The sequence below is a fragment of the Actinomadura sp. NPDC048021 genome (assembly GCF_040653135.1).
In the GTDB taxonomy this organism is placed as follows: Bacteria; Actinomycetota; Actinomycetes; order Streptosporangiales; family Streptosporangiaceae; genus Spirillospora; species Spirillospora verrucosospora.
On the sequence record NZ_JBEZJQ010000026.1, the window covers coordinates 11,687 to 31,898 of the forward strand.

A 20,212-nucleotide genomic window follows, 5' to 3' on the forward strand; every position below is an offset into this window, starting at 1 on the left:
GGCCCGGCCGCGGCGGAGGGCCCTGCGGGACTTCGCGGGGTTGGGGAAATTTCGGGATGGGGTTCTTCGCGACACATCGCGTTTGCGATGATGGATCCGTGAATCTTCCCGAGCAGCCGTCCGGTTCCGAACCGCCCGCGCGTCCGTCGTCCGCGAGCATGCGCGCGTCGGACGCCGACCGCGACGAGGTCGCCGACCGCCTGCGCGAGGCCCTGGCCGAGGGGCGCATCACGCCGGAGGAGCACGCCGAGCGCATCGACGTCGTCTACAACGCCAAGACCTACGCCGAGCTGGAGCCCGTGCTCAGCGACCTGCCCTCGCAGCACGCGCCGCGGCCGCGGGTCGACCTGCGCAAGGAGCAGGCGCCCCGGCTCCCGCCGCCGCCCTCGCAGTCGCCGCACCTCGTGGCGGTGTTCAGCGGGGCGGAGCGCAAGGGGCGCTGGCTGGTCGAGCCGACCACCACGGTCACCTGCGTCTTCGGCGGCGTGGAGCTGGACTTCCGGCAGGCGGTCCTCAGCAAGGGCGAGGTCACCCTCTCCGTGACCTGCGTGTTCGGCGGCGTGAACATCGTGGTGCCGCCGGGCGTGCGGGTCGTCGGGTCCCACTTCACGATCTTCGGCGGCACCGACCTCCCCGAGGACGACACCGTGGACCCGGACGCGCCCGTCATCCGGCTGACCGGGATGCTGCTGTTCGGCGGCATCTCGGTCGAGCGCAAGGCCGTGGGCGAGAAGCGCGGTCGCCACCGGGAGCGGCACCAGCTCCACCGCGAGCACCAGGAACTCCGCCGCGAGCACCACGAGGAGATGCGGCGGCTGCACCGCGAGCGGCGCGACGCGCGCCGGGACCGCCTCCGCGAACTGCGCGACGAACGGCACCACGGCCGCTGAGCCCCGGACGGCTCGGGCCGCCCGGGGGTCACGCGAACGAGGCGGGGCGGGTCAGTCGCGGGCGTGCTCGCGGTCGGGCTGGCAGACCAGGCAGGGCGTGCAGCCCCGGGCCTTCGCCTCCGCGCGCGACAGCGACTCCAGGTCGTCGGCCTCGTCGCCGATGTCCTCGATGAGGGCGCAGTCGACGCGGTGGTAGCGCTTGGTGCCGCTCAGGATGCGGACCTGCGGGCCGTCGTCGCCGGCCTCGTCCGGCTCGGGCTCCGGCGCCGGGGCGTCGTCCGTGTCGGGACCGCCGAACGGTGCGGTGCCGAGGTCGACGGTGACGTCCGGCGGCGCGGATTCGGCCGCAGCGCCCGGTTCGGCGCCGGGCCGGTCATCGGTCTCGGCGTCGGCGGGATCGGCCGTCTCCGGGGCCGTGGAGGGCTCCTCGGAGGCGCCGGACGCGAAGAGGCCCGCGACGGGCATGTCGGTGCGGGTGGGAACGGCCGCGCCCCGCTTCGGGGCGCCCGCGTCCTCGGCGCTCCGGTCCGCGTCGTCGGCGGGCTCGCCGGCCCGCGGGATCTCGGCCGTCGTGTCGAACGCGCCGGGCTTGTCAGGGGCACCAAGCTTGTCAGGGGCGCCGGGCCTGTCAGAGGCGCCGGGCTTGTCGAACGAGGTGGGCGCGGGCTTGGCGAGGCCCGCGAGGCCGCTCTCGGATCGCTCGGCGGGCTTGCGGGCGGCGGGTGCGGTCTCCGCCGTCTTGCTCGCGTCGGCGGACGCGGGGGCCGACGCCACGGCGCGCGCCGCCAGTGCGGTGTCGGGCATGCAGGCCGTGCAGGGGCTGAACCCCTCTTCCTTGGCCTCGGCGTAGGTGAGCTCCTCGGTGTCCCGCCCGGCGAGCTGCCGGCAGGTGTCGAGGTGGTAGCGCTTGCGGCCGCGGACGACGAACACCAGCGCGTCGTCGGGGACGTCGACGGCGGGGGCGGGGATCTCGACCTCGGTGTCGGCCGGGTCGGCCGGAGGCTCGGCCTTCGCGGCGCCCTGCGCGTCCTTGGCCGGAGCGGACGCGGCCGGGGCGCTCTCGCCGCCCTTGGCCCGCTTGTCCTTCTTGGCCTTCTGCGCCTTCCTGCTGGGGCGGGCCGGGGTCGGCGACGCTCCCGGGCCGAACAGCTCCTTGCGCCGCAGGAACACCCCGATGGCCAGGCACACCGCGGAGACGATGCTGACGGCGATCGAGATGTAGATCACCACCAGGGCGTCCAGGCCGAAGACCTGCGCGCTGTCTCCGTTGCCCGCGACGATTCCCGCTACCAGCAGGGCGATCGCCACTACCACGAGAACGCCACTCAGGATGATCACAGGGTCACTCCCCCTCGTTCAGACCGCTAGGCTCCGGGCCGCGCGAGAGGGCCGGCGGCCGGCCCTGGGCACGACCGCCCGGCGCCGCGGGGATGGCGGCGCGCCATCCCCGGCGCGGCGATCGGAACGACACTATCGCCTGAGGCGTCCGTGTCAGCGCCTGTCGTGCGGCGGGTTGTCGCCGCCGGAGTGGAAAGCGCCCGTCGCCGAGTGCTGGACCTGCTGGGCGTGCTCGGGCGAGGGGAACGTGCCCGGTGCCGGCGCGCCGCCGCCGTTGCGGTTCTCGGCGTGCGGAAGGGCGTTCTGCGGGCCCGTCTGCGGACCGGCCTGGGGCGTGTTCTGCTGCGCCTGCACGGGGGCCGCGCCCGGGACGGCGGCGAACGCGCCGGTCTCGGTGCTGCCCGCCTCCAGGTCGCGGAGCTGGCCCTCCAGATAGACCTTCAGGCGGCTGCGGTACTCGCGCTCGAAGGCGCGCAGGTTGTCGACCTCGCGCTCGAGCTCCTCGCGCTGCTGCACGAGCGAGCCCATGACCTGGCGGTGCCGCTCCTGGGCGTCGCGGTCGAGGGCCTCGGCGCGCGAGCGGGCCTCGCTGACGATCTGGTCGGCCTGCCGGCGGGCCTTGCCGAGGATCTCCTCGGCCTCGCGGCGGGCGCGGCCGAGCGTCTCGTCGGCCTCGCGGCGGGCGTCGGCGATCGCCTGGTCGGCGGTCTGCTGCGCGAGCGCCAGCACGCGGGCCGCGGTGTCCATGTTGTCCTCGCCGCTCGGGGCGGGGGACGACATGCCGAGGCCGCCGAGGACGGGCTCCGGCTCGGGCTGCGGCTGCGGCTCGGGGCGGGGAGGCTCGGGGATCTTCTGGATGTCCGGCTTGGGCTCCACGATGGGAGCGGCCATGGCGGGAACCTTGCCGCGCAGGCACTCGGCCAGCTTGGCCCGCAGTTCCTCGTTCTCCTGGATGAGGCGGTCGAGCTCCGCCTCGACCTCGTCGAGGAAGGCGTCCACCTCCTCCTCGTCGTACCCCGGCCTCAGCCTGGTGGTACTGAACTGCTTGTTCCGCACGTCGGCGGGTGTCAGCGGCATGTTCTCGTCTCCTTGGCGCGCTTGGAGTCTGTCCCCGAAGGACGGTATCCGATCGACCTAACCTCCGCCGAATATGGAGCCGACGAAGACGATCAAGACCCAGACCACAAGGATGAGGACCGTGAAGCTGAGGTCCAGGGCAACGTTACCCAGCCGGATGGGCGGGATGAAACGCCTGAGGAGTTTCAGCGGCGGATCGGTGACCGTGTAGGTCGCCTCAGCGATCACGAGCACCACTCCGGTCGGCTTCCACTGCCTGGCGAACGACTGCAGGACCTCCAGGACCAGCCTTCCGATCAGGAACAGCAGGAAGAGGTACAGAACGCCCTGCAGGACGGATCCAACGATGTTCACGGACACTCTCGCATGCGACTCTCAGCTCTGGTTGAAGAACCCACGTTCCGCCATCCGGGCCTTGTCCTCCGCCGTCACCTCGACGTTGACGGGCGACAGCAGGAACACCTTGTTGGTAACACGCTCGATGCTGCCGTGCAGCCCGAACACGAGACCCGCCGCGAAGTCGACCAGGCGCTTGGCGTCGCTGTCGACCATCTCGGTCAGGTTCATGATCACCGGCGTGCCCTCCCGGAAGTGCTCCCCGATCGTCCTCGCCTCGTTGTAGGTCCTCGGATGCAGCGTAGTGATACGCGCGAGGTCGGTGGTACCGGACTCGTAGAGCGCCACGGACCGTCGCTCGATGGTCGACGTGGAGTGATGGTCGCGATCGCGGTCCGACGCCTCTTCGGCTCGGGTAAGCTGACCGCCGGATTCGTCATCGCGACGGCGTCCCTGCCCGGTGTCGGTCTCCTCGTCGTAGACCTCGTACTCGTCGTAGTCGCCGTACTTGTCGTCGTAGCGATCGTCCTCCACAAGGCCGAGGTAGACCGCCATCTTGCGCATCGCGCTGGCCATACGTCCCTCCGTGTCCTGTGGCCTCGGCGCCGGGCGCGTCCGGCCCCGCCGTTGGACTGATCAGTCGTGGCCTCCCGCGTTCAGGCAGGTACCACTGGGGGGACATTACCTGACGATTGCCCGTCGGCCGCCGAGCAACGCCGTACCGATCCGCAGGTGTGTCGCGCCGCACGCGATCGCCTGCTCCAGATCGCCGCTCATACCCGCACTGACGATCCGCGCGTCCGGATGGTTCCGCCTCATCCGCGCCGCCGTCTCCGCGAGCCGGTCGAAGGCGGGCAGCGGGTCCGCGCCGAGGGGCGCGACGGCCATCACGCCGCCGAGCTCCAGGCCGGGGGCGGCGGCGATCTCGTCGGCCAGCCCGGGGACGTCGTCGGGCACGGCCCCGCCCCTCTCCCCCACCTCGCCCTTCTTCCCCGCCTCGTCCAGGGAGACCTGCACGAGGCAGCGGAGCGTGCGGCCGGCGCGGGCGGCGCCCTCCGCGAGGGCCGTGACCAGTCGCGACCGGTCCACGGAGTGCACGACGTCGGCGTAGCCGGCCACGGCGCGCGCCTTGTTGGTCTGGAGCCGTCCGACGAAGTGCCAGGTCAGTGGTAGGTCGGCGCAGTCGGCGGCCTTCGGGCGCGCCTCCTGGTCGCGGTTCTCGCCGACCTCGGTGACGCCCAGCCCGGCCAGCAGCCGCACGTCGGACGCGGGGAACGTCTTGGTCACCGCGATCAGCGTGATCTCGTCCTCGCTCCGGCCGGCGGCCGCGCACGCGGCGGCGATGCGCGCCCGGACGGCGGCCAGGCCCTCGGCGATCTCGGCGCGCCGCCCGGCCGCGGGGCCGTCCGCGGCGGCGCCGGTGTGGTCCCGGTCGGTCACGTGCCTTCCTTCAACCAGACATATCCGGCGAAACGGCCGGTGCGTCCCTCGCGGCGGTAGGAGTAGAGGCCCGGGTCCTCGATCGTGCAGCGGCCGTCGGCGGTCACGCGGGTCACCCCCGCGGACGCGAGCTGCTCGGCGACGCCGGCGCGGATGTCGAGGGCCGGGGTGCCCGCGGACGTCGTGGAGTACGCGGCGGGGACGACGGCGGCGACCTCGTCCCGCATCTCCGCGGGGACCTCGTAGCAGCGGCCGCACGCGGCGGGTCCGATGGCCGCGGTCATCCGGGCGGGGTCGGCGCCCCGCTCGCACATCGCCTTCACCAGGGCCGGGACGACTCCGGCGGCCGTCCCGGGGCGGCCGGAGTGGGCGGCGCCGACGACCCCGGCGGCCGCGTCGGCCAGCAGGACGGGCGCGCAGTCGGCGACGAGGACGGCGAGGGCGAGCCCGGGCACGGTCGTGACGACGGCGTCGACCGGACCGGGCAGGTCGGTCGAGGCGGCGAACGCGACGTCGGCGCCGTGCACCTGCCGCATGAAGACGGTGCGCTCGGGGTCGGCGCCGAGCGCGGCGGCGGCGCGCCGCCGGTTGTCCAGGACGGCGGCCGGGTCGTCGCCGACCGCGCCGCCGAGGTTCAGGGAGTCGTAGGGGGGCCCGCTCACGCCGCCGGCGCGGCCGGTGAAGCCGGCGCCGACGCCGTCGCCCAGGGCGACGGCGGTGATCACTTCAGGAAGTCGGGCACGTCGAGGTCGTCGTCCTCGTCGAACACGACGGGACGGCGGCGCTGCCCGGAGGCGGGGCCGCCGTCGTTCTCCCCCGCGTGCACGCGGGGGGAGGGCTGCTCGGCGGGCGGGCGGGGCGCGGGGGCGCGCGAACCGCCGGACTCGCCGCCGGAAGCGCCGGCGTCCCGGTCGGCCGGCGGGCCCGGCTGCCCGGACGCCGCCCCCTCGGGCCGGGACTGCTCGCCGCGCCCGGCGGACCGGTCGTCCTGCGCCCGCGCGGGCGCGGGACGGTCGGCCTCCGGCCGCTGCTGAGCGGGGGGCGGGGACGCGGCGGCGGCCTGCGCCACCGACTGCTGCTGCGCGGTCGGCTGCGCGCCCGGCGGCTCGGACCGCCCGACCCGGCTGGGGATCGGGTTGGCCGGCGCGGGCGGGGACGCGGGCGGCGGGACGGGACGCGGGGGCGGAGGCAGCCGCTTGCTCTCCGGCTCAGGGACCGGCTTGGCCGGACGCCCCTCGTCGAAACCCGCCGCGATCACCGTGACCCGGACCTCGTCGCCGAGCGCGTCGTCGATGACCGCGCCGAAGATGATGTTGGCATCGGGCGCCGCCGCGTTGGACACCAGCTGCGCCGCCTCGTTGATCTCGAAGAGCCCGAGGTCGGAGCCGCCGGAGATGGACAGCAGCACGCCGTGCGCGCCGTCGATGCTGGCCTCCAGCAGCGGGCTGGAGATCGCCATCTCGGCGGCGGCGACCGAGCGGTCGTCGCCGCGCGCCGAGCCGATGCCCATCAGCGCCGAGCCGGCGCCGGACATCACGGACTTGACGTCGGCGAAGTCGAGGTTGATCAGGCCCGGGGTGGTGATCAGGTCGGTGATGCCCTGGACACCGGACAGCAGCACCTGGTCGGCGGCCTTGAAGGCGTCCAGCACGCTGACCTGCCGGTCGGAGATCGACAGCAGCCGGTCGTTCGGGATGACGATGAGGGTGTCGACCTCGTCGCGCAGCGTCTCGATGCCGGCCTCGGCCTGCATCGCGCGGCGCTTGCCCTCGAAGCTGAAGGGCCGGGTGACGACGCCTATGGTCAGCGCGCCGAGCGAGCGGGCGATGTTGGCGACCACGGGCGCGCCGCCGGTGCCGGTGCCGCCGCCTTCGCCGGCGGTGACGAACACCATGTCGGCGCCCTTGAGGACCTCCTCGATCTCCTCCCGGTGGTCCTCGGCGGCCTTGCGGCCGACGTCGGGGTTCGCCCCGGCGCCGAGGCCCCGGGTGAGCTCGCGGCCCACGTCCAGTTTCACGTCGGCGTCACTCATCAGCAGCGCCTGGGCGTCCGTGTTGATCGCGATGAACTCGACGCCCTTGAGTCCCTCTTCGATCATCCGGTTGACGGCGTTGACGCCGCCGCCGCCGATGCCGACGACCTTGATGACCGCGAGGTAATTCTGCGGTGCTGCCACGACGAGGGGCCTTTCCGCTCTCTCCGACCGCCCTGCCCGATCTGCCGACCGTGCCGTCGCGGTGTTCCCGACCTGTATTCCGACTGTGCTTTGAGCTGTGTTTCGCTCTGTGTATCCGAGCTGTGTGTTCGAGCTGGTTTGTGAAGCCTCGCTGCGAAGCCGTCTGCTGGCGGGGGTAAACCCTCACCCTCAACTTGAGGCTTACAGTTATGTCAACCTGAGGACTGATACGGACAGTAGGGCGGCCTTACCGCCAGGGTCAACTAACCTCCCCCGAACTCCACCGGCGTGTCGCGGACCGCCCGCCTTCGCAGGTCCCCCGGCCCGGCCGCCCGAGCGGGCTCATTCCGTCTTGAGGACCTCCGGCGAGCTGACATCGACGGTGCGGACGGCGCGCCCCGCCGCCGTCCGCCGCACGGCGTCCAGCAACCTGATCTTCTCGTCTGCCCGTTCGGCGGCCCCCCACACCACCGTCTGGCCGCCCGCCATGTAGAGGGTCACCTCCTCGGGACCGCTCGCCTCCACCTCGGTGAGCTTGCCGCTGAGGCGTTCGGGCAGCGCGGACAGCACGGTGAGCGCCGCCAGGGTCGCCCGGTCGGACGGCCCGGGCGAGGCGACCGTGAGCGCGGGAAGCCCCGCCGGGCGGGCCTCCTCGTCGGCGACGGTCACGCCGTGCCGGTCGAGCAGGTGGTAGCCGTCGCCGTCGCGGAACACCGCGATCGGCTCGCGCTCCCGCACGACGATGCGGACCGTCCCCGGCCAGCGCCGCTCGATCGCCGCCGACTCGACCTCGCGCAGCCGCTCGACGCGGTCGCGGACCGCGCCCGTCCTGAGCCGCACCATCGGCGTGCCGAGATCGATCCCGGCGGAGGCCACCACCTGGTCGGCGGACGCGAGGCGGGTGCCCGTCACCTCGACGTGCCGCACCACCAGCAGCCTCGACCCGAGCAGGACCCAGGACACCGCGCCGAGCGCGCCGACCACCAGGAGGGTGACGAACACCACCTTCCAGCGGTTCGCGCGGGCGCGCCCGTCCGGCGCCGCGGTCTCCGTGTCCGGATCGTGCTCCGGCTCCGGCTCCGGCTCCGGCGACGCGCGGCGGCCCGTCTGCGCCTCGGTCATGCCCCAAGCCTGACAGTGATCCCCGCGCCGGCCGCCGACCCCGCGCGCGACGGCGTGTCACGCCCCGCTCCACCGAAAGCCGATCCCCCCGACATGCCCGACCCCCTCGGCGAGCCCGATCTCCTGTCGAGCCCTATCGCCCCGACGGGCCCTGCGCCCCGGCGAGCCGTTCCAGGATGAGCGGGCCGAGCTGGGTCACGTCACCGGCGCCCAGCGTGATGACGACGTCGCCGGGGCGGGCGAGCGACGCCGCGATGCCGGGCACCTCGTCCCGCTCGGGCGCGTAGACGGTCTCGGTTCCCGGCGGGACGGCGTCGGCGACCAGCGCGCCGGTGACGCCGGGCTCGGGGTCCTCGCGGGCGCCGTAGACGTCGAGGACGACCGCGACGTCGGCGAGGCCGAGCGCGGCGCCGAACTCGGCGGCGAAGAACCGGGTGCGGCTGTACAGGTGCGGCTGGAACACGGCGACGATGCGGCCCCGCCCGTCCGGCCCCTCGCCCTTCTCCCCCAGGTAGTCGCGGGTGGCGTCCAGGTCGGCGGTCAGCTCGGTCGGGTGGTGGGCGTAGCTGTCGAACACCTCGACGCCGCCCGCCTCGCCCTTGCGCTCCAGCCGCCGCATCGCCCCGCCGAACGCGGCGAGACCGTCGCGCACCGGCGCGTCGTCCAGGCCGAGGGACCGCGTGACCGCGACGACGGCGGCGGCGTTGAGCGCGTTGTGCCGCCCCGGCACGGCCAGCGTGAACTCCCCGTCGCCCTCGATCTCGAAGCGGGAGCCGAGGCCGCGCGGCGTGAACCCGGTCACGCGCAGGTCGGCGCCTTCGGCCTGCCCGTAGGTCAGCACCGTCAGGCCGCGGGCCCGCGCCCGCTCGGCGAGCTCCATCGCGACCGGATCGTCGGCGCCGGCGACGAGGGTGCCGCCCGGCTCGATCCGGTCGACGAAGCGGGCGAAGTTCTCCTTGACCTTCTCGAACCCGCCGTAGTTGTCGAGGTGGTCGGCCTCGACGTTGGTGACGACCGCGATGTTCGGGGTGTACATGAGGAACGAGCCGTCGCTCTCGTCGGCCTCCGCGACGAACGCCTCGCCGGTGCCCTCGTCGGCGCCGAGACCCGTGGTGACGAGCTGCCCGCCGATGCAGTAGGACGGGTCGGCGCCGGCGTGCTGGAGCGCCACCGTCAGCATCGAGGTGGTGGTGGTCTTGCCGTGCGTGCCGGCGACCGCGACGGCCCGGCGGTCCGCCATCAGCGAGGCGAGCGCGGCCGAGCGGTGCAGGACGCGAAGCCCGCGCGCGCGTGCGGCGACCAGCTCGGGGTTGGTGTCGCGGATCGCCGTGGACACCACGACGGTGTCGGCGTCGCCCACGTGCGCGGCGTCGTGCCCGACGAACACCTTGGCGCCGAGGTCGCCGAGCTGGGTGAGCAGCTCGGAGTCGCGCGCGTCGCTGCCGGACACGGCGATGCCGCGCCGCAGCATGATGCGGGCGACGCCGGACATGCCGGCGCCCCCGATCGCGATGAAGTGGACCCGTCCGAGATCGGCCGCCGGCACCGCCTCCCCCGGGTCGATCAGGCTCATCGGGCGGCGCCCGCGGAGCGGACCACTTCGTAGACCATCTGGGCGAGCGCGACGTCGGCGTCGCGGCGGCCCATCCGGCCGGCGGCCTCCGACATGTGCGCGACGCGGGCCGGGTCGGCCAGCACCGGAAGCAGGTGCCGGGCGATCCAGTCCGGCGACAGCTCGGCGTTGTCGACCAGCATGCCGCCGCCCGCCGCGACGATCGGCTCGGCGTTCAGCCGCTGCTCGCCGTTGCCGATCGGGAGCGGGACGTACACCGCCGGCAGCGCGACCGCGGCCAGCTCGGCGCAGGTCATCGCGCCCGCGCGGCACATCGCCATGTCGGCGGCGGCGTAGGCGAGGTCCATCCGGTCGCAGTAGGGGATCGTGACGTACTGCGGGCCGCCGGCCGCGGGCTCGGGCTCCTCGGTGTTCTTCGGCCCGACGATGTGCAGCACCTGGATGCCCGCCTGCCGGAAGTACGGCGCGGAGGCCACGGCGGCCTGGTTCAGCGAGCGGGCGCCCTGCGAGCCGCCGAAGATCAGCAGCGTGGGCAGGTCGGGGAGCAGCCCGAAGTAGGAGCGGGCCTTGTCGCCCATCGCCAGCCGGTCCAGCGTCGCGATCTCGCGGCGCAGCGGGATCCCCACGAAGCGGGCGTTCGGCAGCGGCGAGTCGGCGTGCGAGACCGCCACGTGCTCGGTGAAGCGGGCGCCGAGCTTGTTGGCCAGGCCGGGCTTCGGGTTGGCCTCGTGCACGATGATCGGCACCTTGCGCTTGCGCGCCGCGAGGTAGCCCGGGGTGGCGACGTAGCCGCCGAAGCCGACGAGGATGTCGGCCTGGGCCTGGTCGAGGACGGAGGCCGCCGCGTTGATCGCCCCGCGCAGCCGGCCGGGCACCGACAGCAGCTGCGGGGTGAGCGTGCGCGGCAGCGGCACCGGCGGGATCAGGGCGAGCTCGTAGCCCCGCTGCGGGACGAGACGGGTCTCCAGCCCCCGCTCGGTCCCCAGACAGACGACCCCGGTGTTCGGGTCGTTGCGGCGCAGCGCGTCGGCGAGCGCCAGGGCGGGCTCGATGTGTCCGGCGGTGCCGCCGCCGGCCAGGACAACCCTCATGTCCGTTGACAACTCCTCAGCGTGGTTCGAAGGGGGGATTTCAACGCCGTGCCAGACCCAGCCAGCTTAGAGCCCTCACGACCGGTCCGGGACCCCGTGCGGAGAGTGCCTGCCGCGCGCCGGGCTCGCGCTTGGCGAACGCGAGCAGCATGCCGAGCGCGAACAGGGTCGGGATGAGCGCCGAGCCCCCGTAGGACACCAGCGGGAGGGGGATTCCCGTGATGGGCAGGACGCCGATGACCGCGCCGATGTTCACGATCGCCTGGACCACCAGCCACGCCGTGGCCCCCGCGGCGGCGAGCCGGGTGAACGGGTCCTTCACGCGCCGGGCGATCCGCAGGCCCGCGTAGGTGAGCATCCCGAACAGGCCGAGCACGACGAGCGTCCCGACGAGGCCGAACTCCTCGCCCACGATCGCGAAGATGAAGTCGGTCTCGGCGTGCGGCAGGTAGTCCCACTTGGCGCGGCCCTCGCCGAGGCCCGTGCCGAACAGGCCGCCCGAGGCGACCGCGAACAGCCCCTGCGTGCCCTGGTAGTTGGTGGTGAGCTGGTTGCCGGACGGGTCGAGGAACCCGGTGAGGCGCTGCATCCGGTACGGCTCGACGATGATGAGGATCGACACGAGCAGGCACACGAGCCCCGCGATGCCGACGAACAGCCGGCCGGGGGCGCCGACGACCCACAGCAGCGCCAGGAAGATCGTGAGGAGCACCAGCGTGGTGCCGAGGTCGCTGCCCAGCATCACCAGCAGGACGAGCACCCCGGCGCCCGGCATCAGCGGCACCAGCAGCGGCCGCCACTCGGTGAGCTGGCCGAGCCGGTCCTTGCGGGCCAGCAGGTCGGCGCCCCACAGCACCAGGGCGAGCTTGGCCAGCTCGGACGGCTGGATCTGCACCGGGCCGAGGTCGACCCAGCGGGTCGCGCCGCCGGCGCTGCGCCCGAGCCCGGGGACCAGCACCAGCGCCAGCGCGACGACCGACAGCAGAAGCAGCGGGTAGGCGAGCGCGCGGAACGTCTTCACCGGCAGCCGGGACGCCACCCACATGCCGGGCAGCCCGATCGCGACCCACACGGCCTGCTTCTGGAACAGCGTGTACGCCGAACCCGTCGCCTGGAGCTGCTTCACGCTGGAGGCCGACAGCACCATCGTCAGGCCGAGCGCGAGCAGCATCACCGAGCAGCCCAGCACCAGGTAGTAGGAGGTGAGGGGCCGGTCGAGCAGCCCCACGGCGGCGACCACCTGCTCCCGTGGACCCGGACGCCGGGCGGCGCCGTCCTCCCCGGCCGCGGTGGTCATCGTTACCGGGCGTCCCGGGAGAGGCGCTCGACCGCCGCGATGAAGGCGTCCCCGCGGGCCGGGTAGTTGGCGAACATGTCGAAGGAGGCCCCGACGGGCGCGAGCAGCACGGTGTCCCCCGGCCGGGCGAGGCCGGAGGCGTGGGCGACGACGCGGTCCATCGCCCCAGTGTCCGTGTCGGGGACGTCCACCACGGGGACATCCGGGGCGTGTCGCGCGAGCGCCTCGGCGATCCGGTGCCGGTCGCGCCCCATCAGCACGGCGCCGCGCAGCCGGCCGGCGCACGAGCGCACCAGGTCGTCGACGTCCAGCCCCTTGAGGAGGCCGCCGGCGATCCACACGACGCTGTCGTAGGCGGCGAGGGACGCGGCGGCGGCGTGCGGCTGGGTCGCCTTGGAGTCGTTGACGTAGGCGACGCCCGCGACGTCGGCGACATGCTGGATGCGGTGCGGGTCGGGGACGAACGCCCGCAGCCCCTCGCGGACGGCCTCGGGCGGCGCGCCGAACGCGCGGGCCAGCCCGGCGGCGGCGAGGGCGTTGGCGACGTTGTGCGGCGCGAACGGCCGCACGTCGCCGAGCGCGGCGAGTTCGGCGGCCTGGCTCGCGGGGTCGTCGGTGAAGGCCCGGTCGACCAGCAGTTCCTCGACGACGCCGAGCTCCCCGGGCCGCGGCACCTGGAGGGTGAAGCCGATCCTCCGGGACACGCCCTCGGCGCGTTCGGCGAGCGCCGCGGAGGTGTCGTCGTCGGCGTTGTAGACGGCGACGCAGCCCGGGGCGAAGATCTTGGCCTTGGCGCCGACGTAGGCGTCCATGGAGCCGTGCCAGTCGAGGTGGTCGGGCGCGACGTTCAGCACCGTGGCCGCGTACGGCCCGAGGGAGCGGGACCAGTGCAGCTGGTAGCTGGAGAGCTCCACCGCCAGCACGTCGTAGGGCTCGCTCACGGCCTCCACGATGGGAGTGCCGACGTTTCCGACGGCCATGGCCTTGTGCCCGGCGGCGGTGAGCATGCACGCCAGCATCCGCACGACCGTGGTCTTGCCGTCCGTCCCGGTGATGGCCAGCCAGGGCGCCGCGCCCTCGGGGCGGAGCCGCCACGCCAGCTCCACCTCGCCGATGATCTCGATGCCGGCCGCGGCGGCCGCGGCGAGCAGCGGCGTGTCCGGGCGCCAGCCCGGCGAGGTCACGACGAGGTCGGCGTCCGCCGGGAGGGACTCGCCGTCGCCGAGGCGGACCGTGACCCCGCGGGCCTCCAGCTCGGCGGCGTGGCCGCGCTGCTCCTCCCCGTCGCGGGCGTCGACGATGGTGACGCGGGCGCCGCGCGCGGCGAGGACGCGGGCGGCGGCGCGGCCGGACACGCCGAGCCCGGCCACGCACACGCTCTGGCCGTCCCAGGGGCGGCCCTCCCAGGGGCGCTCGTTCACTTCTTCGGCATCCATTCGAGGTAGAACAGGCCGATGCCGATCGCTACGAACGTCGCGGACATCAGCCAGAAGCGCACGACGATCGTGGTCTCGGCCCAGCCCGACAGCTCGAAGTGGTGCTGCAGCGGCGCCATCTTGAACACGCGTTTGCGGGTCATCTTGAACCCGCCGACCTGGATGATCACCGACAGCGTGATCATCACGATCAGCCCGCACAGGATGGCCAGCAGCAGCTGGGTGCGGGTGAGGATCGCCAGGCCGACCAGCACGCCGCCGAGGGCCAGCGAGCCGGTGTCGCCCATGAAGATCTTCGCGGGCGGGGCGTTCCACCACAGGAACCCGAACACGCCGCCGAGCACGGCCGCGGCGACCACCGCGAGGTCGAGGGGGTCGCGGACGCTGTAGCAGTTCGGGACGAGGCTGGCGGCGCAGCTGTTGCGCAGCTGCCAGTTGCCGATGATGACGTAGGCGGCCAGCACCATGCCCGCCGGGCCGGCCGCGAGGCCGTCCAGACCGTCGGTGAGGTTCACGCCGTTGGACATGGCCGCGATGAGCAGCAGCGCCCACACCACGAACAGGTACGGGCCGATCGAGGGGCCGAAGTCGCGCAGGAAAGAGATGTGGGGGTCGGCGGGGGTGACGTCGTAGCCGTTGGGGAAGTTCAGCGATCCGACCGCGAACACGACGCCGACGAGGACGATGCCGATCATCTTGGCGCCGCTGCGCAGGCCGAGGCTGCGCTGCTTGAACACCTTGATGTAGTCGTCCACGAACCCGACGAGGCCGAGGCCCGTCATCAGGAACAGCACCAGGATCCCCGAGATGGTGGGGACCTCCCCGGTGAACAGGTGCGCGGCCGCGTAGCCGACGAGCGAGCCGACGATGAAGACCGTCCCGCCCATCGTGGGGGTGCCGCGCTTGTTCAGGTGGGCCTCGGGGCCCTCGTCGCGGATCATCTGGCCGTAGCCGAGCCGGTTGACGATGCGGATCCACACCGGCGTGCCGACCCCGACGAAGATCAGCGCGATCCCCGCGGCGATGATGATGTTGGTCATCGGCCGTCCTCCGCGAGGATCGCCTCGGCCACCCGTTCCAGGCCGGCCACGCGGGAGCCCTTCACCAGCACGACGTCCCGCGGCGCCAGCCGCTCCCTGAGCACGGTCACCGCCGCGCCGACGTCATCCACCTGTACGCACTCTCCCGTCCATGACGCCACCTGCCCGGCCCCTTCGGCCATCGCCGCCGCGTTCGCACCGACCACCACGAACCCGGCGATCCCACTGCGCGCGACATGCTGCCCGATCCTGGCATGTTCCGCCACGGACGAGTCACCTAGTTCGGCCATCTCGCCCAGGACCGCGTAGGCGCGGCGGCCGCGGGCCAGGTGAACGAGCACGTCGATCGCGGCGCGGGTCGAGTCGGGGTTGGCGTTGTAGGCGTCGTTCACCACGGTCACCCCGTCGGCCCGCTCGGTGACCTCCATCCGCCACCGGCTGACCGGCACGGCCGCCGACAGCGCCTCGGCGACCGCTCCGGGCGCGAGCCCCGCCGCACGCGCCGCCGCGGCCGCGGCCAGCGCGTTCGGGACGGCGTGCGAGCCGTGCAGGCGCAGCGCGACCGGCGCCGCGCCCTCCGGCGTCACGAGGGTGAAGCTCGCCCGGCCCTGCTCGTCGAGGGTCTCGTCCTCGGCGCGGACCGCGGCGCCCGGCGAGCGGCCGAACATGACGACCTCGCCCTGCGTCCGGGACGCCATCGCGCTGACCAGGGGGTCGTCGGCGTTCAGGACGGCGGTGCCGCCCGGCGGGACCGCCTCCACGATCTCGCCCTTGGCCAGGGCGATGTTCTCCCTGCCGCCGAACTCCCCGACGTGCGCGGTGCCGACGTTCAGCACGACGCCGACGTCCGGGCGCGCGATCCCGGTGAGGTAGGCGATGTGGCCGATGCCGCGGGCCCCCATCTCCAGCACGAGGTGCCGGGTGGCGGCGTCGGCGCGCAGCACGGTGAGCGGCAGCCCGATCTCGTTGTTGAACGAGCCGGGCGGGTAGACCGTCGGACCCGCGCCGCTGAGGACCTGCCCGATGAGGTCCTTGGTGGAGGTCTTGCCGGCCGAGCCGGTGACCGCGACGACGGTCACGTCGGGCAGCCGCTCCAGGACGCCCCTCGCGAGCCGTCCGAGGGCCTCCTGGACGTCGTCGACGACCACGCACGGCCCGTCCACCGGGCGCTGCGCGAGCACGCCCGCCGCCCCGGCCGCGAGGGCCCCGGCCGCGAAGTCGTGCCCGTCCGAGCGGTCGCCCTTCAGCGCCGCGAACAGCGCCCCGGGCTCCACCGCGCGGGAGTCGATCACCACGGGGCCGTCCACCACCGGGTCGTCCACCACCGGGTCCGGCGGCCCGTGCCGGGTCCCTCCCGTGATCTCCGCGATCGTCGACAGCGGAAGTGGGATCACGCCTGCGTCCCGTCCCCTCTTGTCCCTTGTCCATGGCGCCGGAGCGCGTCCGCACGGCGCCGGAGCGCGGCGCGCACGACCTCGCGGTCGTCGAACGGATGTACCTCGCCGGCCACGTTCTGGCCCTGCTCGTGCCCCTTGCCCGCGACGACGACCACGTCGCCGCGGCGGGCGCGGCCGACGGCCAGGTCGATCGCCGCGGCGCGGTCGGGCTCCACGACGATGTGCGCGCGCTCCGGCTGCGGCACCTTGAGCCCGCCCTCGACCATAGCGGCAAGGATGGCCAGTGGATCTTCCGACCTCGGGTTGTCGTTGGTGAGGTACGCCATGTCGGCCAGCCGCGCGGCGGCCTCGCCCATGAGCGGCCGCTTGCCGCGGTCGCGGTCGCCGCCGCAGCCGATCACCACCGCGAGGTCGCCCTCGGTGACGGGCCGCAGCGCGTTCAGGACGGCCTCGACCGCCCCCGGCTTGTGCGAGTAGTCGACGAGGGTCACGAAGTCCTGCCCCTCGTCGACCCGCTCCAGCCGCCCCGGGACGCCGGGCAGCGACGCCACCCCGCGGACCGCCGCCTGCAGCGGGATGCCCGCCTCCACCAGCGCGACGATCGCGGCCAGGGCGTTGGCGACGTTGAACGGCCCGGCGAGGCGGACCTCGCCGTCGGCCTCGATGCCGAGGGGGCCGACCACGCGGAACACGCTGCCGTCGGCGCCGACGCGCACGTCCTCGGCCCGCCAGTCCGCCGCCGGGTCCCCGGTCGGGGAGAACGTCGTCGCCGGCACCGTGGCGATCTCCAGCAGCTCGCGGCCGTAGTGGTCGTCGAGGTTGATCACGCCGACCCGCGAGTACTCGGGCGTGAACAGCCGCGCCTTCGCGAGGAAGTAGTCCTGCATGGTCGGGTGGTAGTCGAGGTGGTCCTGGGACAGGTTCGTGAACACCGCGACCTCGTAGCGGGCGCCGCCGACCCGGCCCTGCACCAGCGCGTGGCTGGACACCTCCATCGCGGCGGCGCCGACGCCGCGCTCGCGCATCATCGCGAGCAGCGCGTGCAGGTCGGTCGCCTCCGGCGTGGTGAGCGCGCTCGGCACCCGGTCGCCGCCCACCCGGATCTCCACGCCGCCGACCAGGCCCGTCTCGATCCCGGCGGCGCGCAGGCCCGCCTCCACCAGGAACACCGTGGTGGTCTTGCCGCTGGTGCCGGTCACGCCGATGAGCGTGATGTCGTGCCCGGGCTCGCCGTACACCCACGCCGCCGCGTCGCCGAGCCGCGCCCGGACGTCCCCCGTCACCAGGACGGGGAGGCCCGTCGCCGCGGCCCGGTCGTGCCCGTCGGCGTCGGTGAGGATCGCCACGGCGCCGGCCTCCGCGGCCTGGGCGGAGAACTGGGCGCCGTGCGCGCGGGCCCCGGGCAGCGCCGCGTAGACGTCGCCCGGCAGCACGGCGCGCGAGTCATGTGTGATCCCCGTGACGGACACCGCGTCCCATACGTCCTGTCCGCCCTGTTCGTCCGATCCGATTCCGAGGAGCGCCGCGAGTCCGCTCAGCGGACGAGCCGGGTTGGTGGTGGGACGCATGACGTTTCTTTCGTTGCGGACGGTACGGGACTGGTCGGACACGGGTGGTGGACTCACAGGCGAGGAGGGTACTCGCTGCGATCAGTCGCGGGCGCGGATCTCGATGATCGGCGGCCTGCTCCCCGTCGGCGGGATCTTCTCGGACTGAAGCGCGAAGCTCATCACGTCCTTGAAGACCGGTGCCGCCGCATCGCCACCATAGTGGCTCCCGCGCTTCGGATCCTGCAGGACGACCTGCACCACCAGGCGCGGGTCGTCCGCGGGCGCGAACCCGGCGAAGGAGGCGGTGTAGCCGCCGCCGTCGTAGCAGCCGCAGCGCGGGTTGACGGCCTCGGCGGTGCCGGTCTTGCCGGCGACGCGGTAGCCCTTGATCTGGGCCTTCGGGGCGGTGCCCTCCTTCGTCGTGACGCCCTCCAGCATGTCGCTGATCTGCCGGGCCGTCTTGGCGCTGATGACCTGCCTGCGCTCCGGTTCGGGCGCCGGGGTGAACCTGTCGTGCTCCCCGACGGTGCCCGCGATCAGGTTCGGCGCGACGCGGACGCCGCCGTTGGCGATCGTCGAGTACACGCTCGCCATCTGCACCGCGTTCACCGAGACCGTCTGCCCGAACGCGATCGGGTACCGGTCGGTGCCCGACCACTTGCCCGGCGGCTCCAGCAGGCCCTGCGTCTCGCCGGGCAGCGGCAGGCCGGTCCGGCGGCCGAACCCGAAGTCGCGCAGCGTCTGGTAGAGCCGCTGCGAGTCGATGGTCTCGCTCGCCATGATCGTGCCGACGTTGCTCGACTTGGCGAGCACGCCGGCGAACGTCAGCCGCTCGGGCTGGTGCGGATGCGAGTCGTGGAACACCACGTCGTACTTTTTGATCTTGTCCGGGACGGTGTAGGGCGTCTGCGGGGTGACGCCGCCGTGCTCCATGACGGCCGCGGCGGTGACGACCTTGCCGGTGCTGCCCGGCTCGTAGGCCTCCTGCACCAGGGGGCTGCCCCAGCGGGACCGGTCGGAGTCGGCGTAGTCGTTCGGGTCGAACCCCGGCGCGGACGCCATCGCGAGGAGACGGCCGGTGCGCGGGTCCATCACGATCACGGTGCCGCTCTTGGCCCTGCTCGCCCTGACCTGCCGCTCGATCGCCTGCTGCGCCTTGAACTGCAGATCGCGCTGCAGCGTCAGGCGGACCCCGCGGCCGGGCACCGACGGGCGCTTCTGGTCCTCGCCCATGGGGATGTGCTGGCCCTCGGGGCTGATCTCGACCCGCTGCCAGCCCTCCTTGCCCGCGAGCACGCCGTTCAGCGAGCTCTCCAGGCCGGCGGCGCCGCTCCCCGTGTCGTTCACGAAACCTATGACGCTGGCGGCCAGCGAATCGTTGGGGTATTCCCGGCGGTATTCCGGCAAGGTACCGATGCCGAGGAAGTTCCACGAGCTCACCAGCCGCGCCTGGTCGGGGCGGACCCCGTGCGCGAGGTACACGAACCGCGTCTCGGGCTTGCTGATCTGCTTCAGCAGCGTCGCGGGGTTCAGCCCGAGCGTCGGGGCCAGCGCGTTGACGATCGGCTGCCGCTTGTCCGGCTTGATGAGCGAGGGGTCCGCGAAGATCGCGCGGGCCTCCACCGTCATGGCGAGCGGGTTGCCCTGCGCGTCGGTGATGTCGCCGCGGACGGCGGGCAGCTTGAGCTCCCGCATCCGCTGCAGCATCGCCTGCTCGGTGTACTGCCCCGAGTCGATCGTCTGGAGCTGGACGAGCCGCCCGGCGAACAGCGACAGCACGAACGCGACGACGAGCAGCCCGACGTTGAGCCGCTTGAGCGGGTCGCGGCGGTGGAAGGGGACCCGGGACCGCGGGGGGCGGCCGGGCGGCGGGCGCCGTCCGGATCCGCCGCCGGGGCGCGGGCCGCGGGGGCCCGCTCCGTCCGTCTTCGGCCGCGCTGTCTGGGCGTTGCGGGCCGTGCGGCTCTCCACCGTCGCGCCCCTGGCGGGCGCCTTCTTCCGCGCGGAGCGCTTGACGGCCGTCGCGGCGCCGCCCGTCCGCCCGCCCGGTTTCTCCTTGCCCGCGGTGTCCTTGCGTCCGCCTTCCTTGCGTGCGCCGTCCTTACGTCCGCTGTCCTTGCGCGGGGCGTCTTTACGTGGGGTGTCCTTGCCCGGGGTCTCCTTGCGGGAGGTGGGGACCGTGCCGCTGCGCGCGGGCCGGCGGGCGCCGCCGCCGCCCTTCCTGCCCGGCCGTCCCGCGCCGTCGGCCCGCCCCGCGGGCGGGCGCGGCGTGTTCCCCGTCTGACGCCCGGACGCGCGCGCCGCGCCCGGGCCGCTCTTGTCGTCGCGCCCGGCCGCGCCGCGGGGGCCGCGCCCGTCCGAGCCGCGTCCGCGGCCGGAGGGCGGCCCAGCGGTACCGCGTCCCGGGCCCTTCGTCACCGTTCCACCCGCTCCCCGCCGTGCCCTCGCC

Annotated in this window: 17 protein-coding genes; 1 reads left to right on the plus strand and 16 read right to left on the minus strand. The window is 73.8% G+C overall.

The window, feature by feature from the left end:
- Nucleotides 1-98: 98 nt before the first annotated feature.
- Entirely contained in the window at nucleotides 99-890 is a 792-nt protein-coding gene (locus AB0C87_RS33170; RefSeq protein WP_345175476.1) for a DUF1707 domain-containing protein, read from the plus strand.
- A 51-nt stretch (nucleotides 891-941) separates the two neighbouring features.
- Here the strand turns inward: AB0C87_RS33170 and AB0C87_RS33175 are convergent, their stop codons facing one another.
- The 16 genes from AB0C87_RS33175 to AB0C87_RS33250 form a co-directional block, all read right to left on the minus strand.
- Nucleotides 942-2,228: a hypothetical protein gene (locus tag AB0C87_RS33175; RefSeq protein ID WP_353833448.1), complete on the minus strand. Its 1,287-nt coding sequence runs from the start codon at nucleotides 2,226-2,228 to the stop codon at nucleotides 942-944.
- A gap of 153 nt (nucleotides 2,229-2,381) precedes the next feature.
- Nucleotides 2,382-3,305 (minus strand): DivIVA domain-containing protein, encoded by a 924-nt coding sequence (locus AB0C87_RS33180; protein ID WP_345175479.1) that lies wholly within the window; start codon nucleotides 3,303-3,305, stop codon nucleotides 2,382-2,384.
- Between the two features lie 57 nt (nucleotides 3,306-3,362).
- Entirely contained in the window at nucleotides 3,363-3,659 is a 297-nt protein-coding gene (locus AB0C87_RS33185) for a YggT family protein (protein WP_089312594.1), read from the minus strand.
- A gap of 21 nt (nucleotides 3,660-3,680) precedes the next feature.
- Nucleotides 3,681-4,217, minus strand: a complete 537-nt coding sequence (sepF, locus tag AB0C87_RS33190; protein ID WP_345175482.1) for a cell division protein SepF — start codon at nucleotides 4,215-4,217, stop codon at nucleotides 3,681-3,683.
- Nucleotides 4,218-4,322: 105 nt separating this feature from the next.
- Nucleotides 4,323-5,018 carry a YggS family pyridoxal phosphate-dependent enzyme gene (locus tag AB0C87_RS33195; protein ID WP_345175627.1) on the minus strand — a complete coding sequence of 232 codons (696 nt, stop codon included), beginning with the start codon at nucleotides 5,016-5,018 and terminating at the stop codon, nucleotides 4,323-4,325.
- Nucleotides 5,019-5,077: 59 nt separating this feature from the next.
- Nucleotides 5,078-5,806, minus strand: coding sequence for a peptidoglycan editing factor PgeF (gene pgeF / locus AB0C87_RS33200; RefSeq protein WP_345175483.1), 729 nt, complete (start codon nucleotides 5,804-5,806; stop codon nucleotides 5,078-5,080).
- Entirely contained in the window at nucleotides 5,803-7,257 is a 1,455-nt protein-coding gene (gene ftsZ / locus AB0C87_RS33205) for a cell division protein FtsZ (protein ID WP_345175484.1), read from the minus strand. Before ftsZ ends, pgeF begins: the two co-directional genes overlap by 4 nt.
- A 342-nt stretch (nucleotides 7,258-7,599) precedes the next feature.
- Entirely contained in the window at nucleotides 7,600-8,379 is a 780-nt protein-coding gene (locus tag AB0C87_RS33210; RefSeq protein WP_360581131.1) for an FtsQ-type POTRA domain-containing protein, read from the minus strand.
- 133 nt (nucleotides 8,380-8,512) lie between these two features.
- Nucleotides 8,513-9,952: a UDP-N-acetylmuramate--L-alanine ligase gene (murC, locus tag AB0C87_RS33215; protein ID WP_345175489.1), complete on the minus strand. Its 1,440-nt coding sequence runs from the start codon at nucleotides 9,950-9,952 to the stop codon at nucleotides 8,513-8,515.
- Entirely contained in the window at nucleotides 9,949-11,043 is a 1,095-nt protein-coding gene (murG, locus tag AB0C87_RS33220; RefSeq protein ID WP_089312300.1) for an undecaprenyldiphospho-muramoylpentapeptide beta-N-acetylglucosaminyltransferase, read from the minus strand. Before murG ends, murC begins: the two co-directional genes overlap by 4 nt.
- A 40-nt stretch (nucleotides 11,044-11,083) precedes the next feature.
- Nucleotides 11,084-12,340, minus strand: a complete 1,257-nt coding sequence (ftsW, locus tag AB0C87_RS33225; RefSeq protein ID WP_345175490.1) for a putative lipid II flippase FtsW — start codon at nucleotides 12,338-12,340, stop codon at nucleotides 11,084-11,086.
- 2 nt (nucleotides 12,341-12,342) lie between these two features.
- On the minus strand, nucleotides 12,343-13,776 hold the full coding sequence (gene murD, locus AB0C87_RS33230) for a UDP-N-acetylmuramoyl-L-alanine--D-glutamate ligase (protein WP_360581133.1): 1,434 nt from the start codon (nucleotides 13,774-13,776) through the stop codon (nucleotides 12,343-12,345).
- Nucleotides 13,758-14,816, minus strand: coding sequence for a phospho-N-acetylmuramoyl-pentapeptide-transferase (gene mraY / locus AB0C87_RS33235; protein WP_345175494.1), 1,059 nt, complete (start codon nucleotides 14,814-14,816; stop codon nucleotides 13,758-13,760). Before mraY ends, murD begins: the two co-directional genes overlap by 19 nt.
- Entirely contained in the window at nucleotides 14,813-16,210 is a 1,398-nt protein-coding gene (gene murF / locus AB0C87_RS33240) for a UDP-N-acetylmuramoyl-tripeptide--D-alanyl-D-alanine ligase (RefSeq protein ID WP_360581135.1), read from the minus strand. Before murF ends, mraY begins: the two co-directional genes overlap by 4 nt.
- Nucleotides 16,207-17,781, minus strand: a complete 1,575-nt coding sequence (locus AB0C87_RS33245) for a UDP-N-acetylmuramoyl-L-alanyl-D-glutamate--2,6-diaminopimelate ligase (RefSeq protein ID WP_360581227.1) — start codon at nucleotides 17,779-17,781, stop codon at nucleotides 16,207-16,209. Before AB0C87_RS33245 ends, murF begins: the two co-directional genes overlap by 4 nt.
- Nucleotides 17,782-17,862: 81 nt before the next feature.
- Nucleotides 17,863-20,181 carry a penicillin-binding protein 2 gene (locus AB0C87_RS33250; protein WP_360581138.1) on the minus strand — a complete coding sequence of 773 codons (2,319 nt, stop codon included), beginning with the start codon at nucleotides 20,179-20,181 and terminating at the stop codon, nucleotides 17,863-17,865.
- Nucleotides 20,182-20,212: the final 31 nt, after the last annotated feature.

Excerpts from the sequence above, each read along its gene's own strand:
- AB0C87_RS33180 (WP_345175479.1), bottom strand. The coding sequence starts at position 3,305 with ATGCCGCTGACACCCGCCGACGTGCGGAACAAGCAGTTCAGTACCACC.
- sepF (WP_345175482.1), bottom strand. The coding sequence starts at position 4,217 with ATGGCCAGCGCGATGCGCAAGATGGCGGTCTACCTCGGCCTTGTGGAG.
- AB0C87_RS33210 (WP_360581131.1), bottom strand. The coding sequence starts at position 8,379 with ATGACCGAGGCGCAGACGGGCCGCCGCGCGTCGCCGGAGCCGGAGCCG.
- murC (WP_345175489.1), bottom strand. The coding sequence starts at position 9,952 with ATGAGCCTGATCGACCCGGGGGAGGCGGTGCCGGCGGCCGATCTCGGA.
- murG (WP_089312300.1), bottom strand. The coding sequence starts at position 11,043 with ATGAGGGTTGTCCTGGCCGGCGGCGGCACCGCCGGACACATCGAGCCC.
- ftsW (WP_345175490.1), bottom strand. The coding sequence starts at position 12,340 with ATGACCACCGCGGCCGGGGAGGACGGCGCCGCCCGGCGTCCGGGTCCA.
- murD (WP_360581133.1), bottom strand. The coding sequence starts at position 13,776 with ATGGATGCCGAAGAAGTGAACGAGCGCCCCTGGGAGGGCCGCCCCTGG.
- mraY (WP_345175494.1), bottom strand. The coding sequence starts at position 14,816 with ATGACCAACATCATCATCGCCGCGGGGATCGCGCTGATCTTCGTCGGG.
- AB0C87_RS33245 (WP_360581227.1), bottom strand. The coding sequence starts at position 17,781 with ATGCGTCCCACCACCAACCCGGCTCGTCCGCTGAGCGGACTCGCGGCG.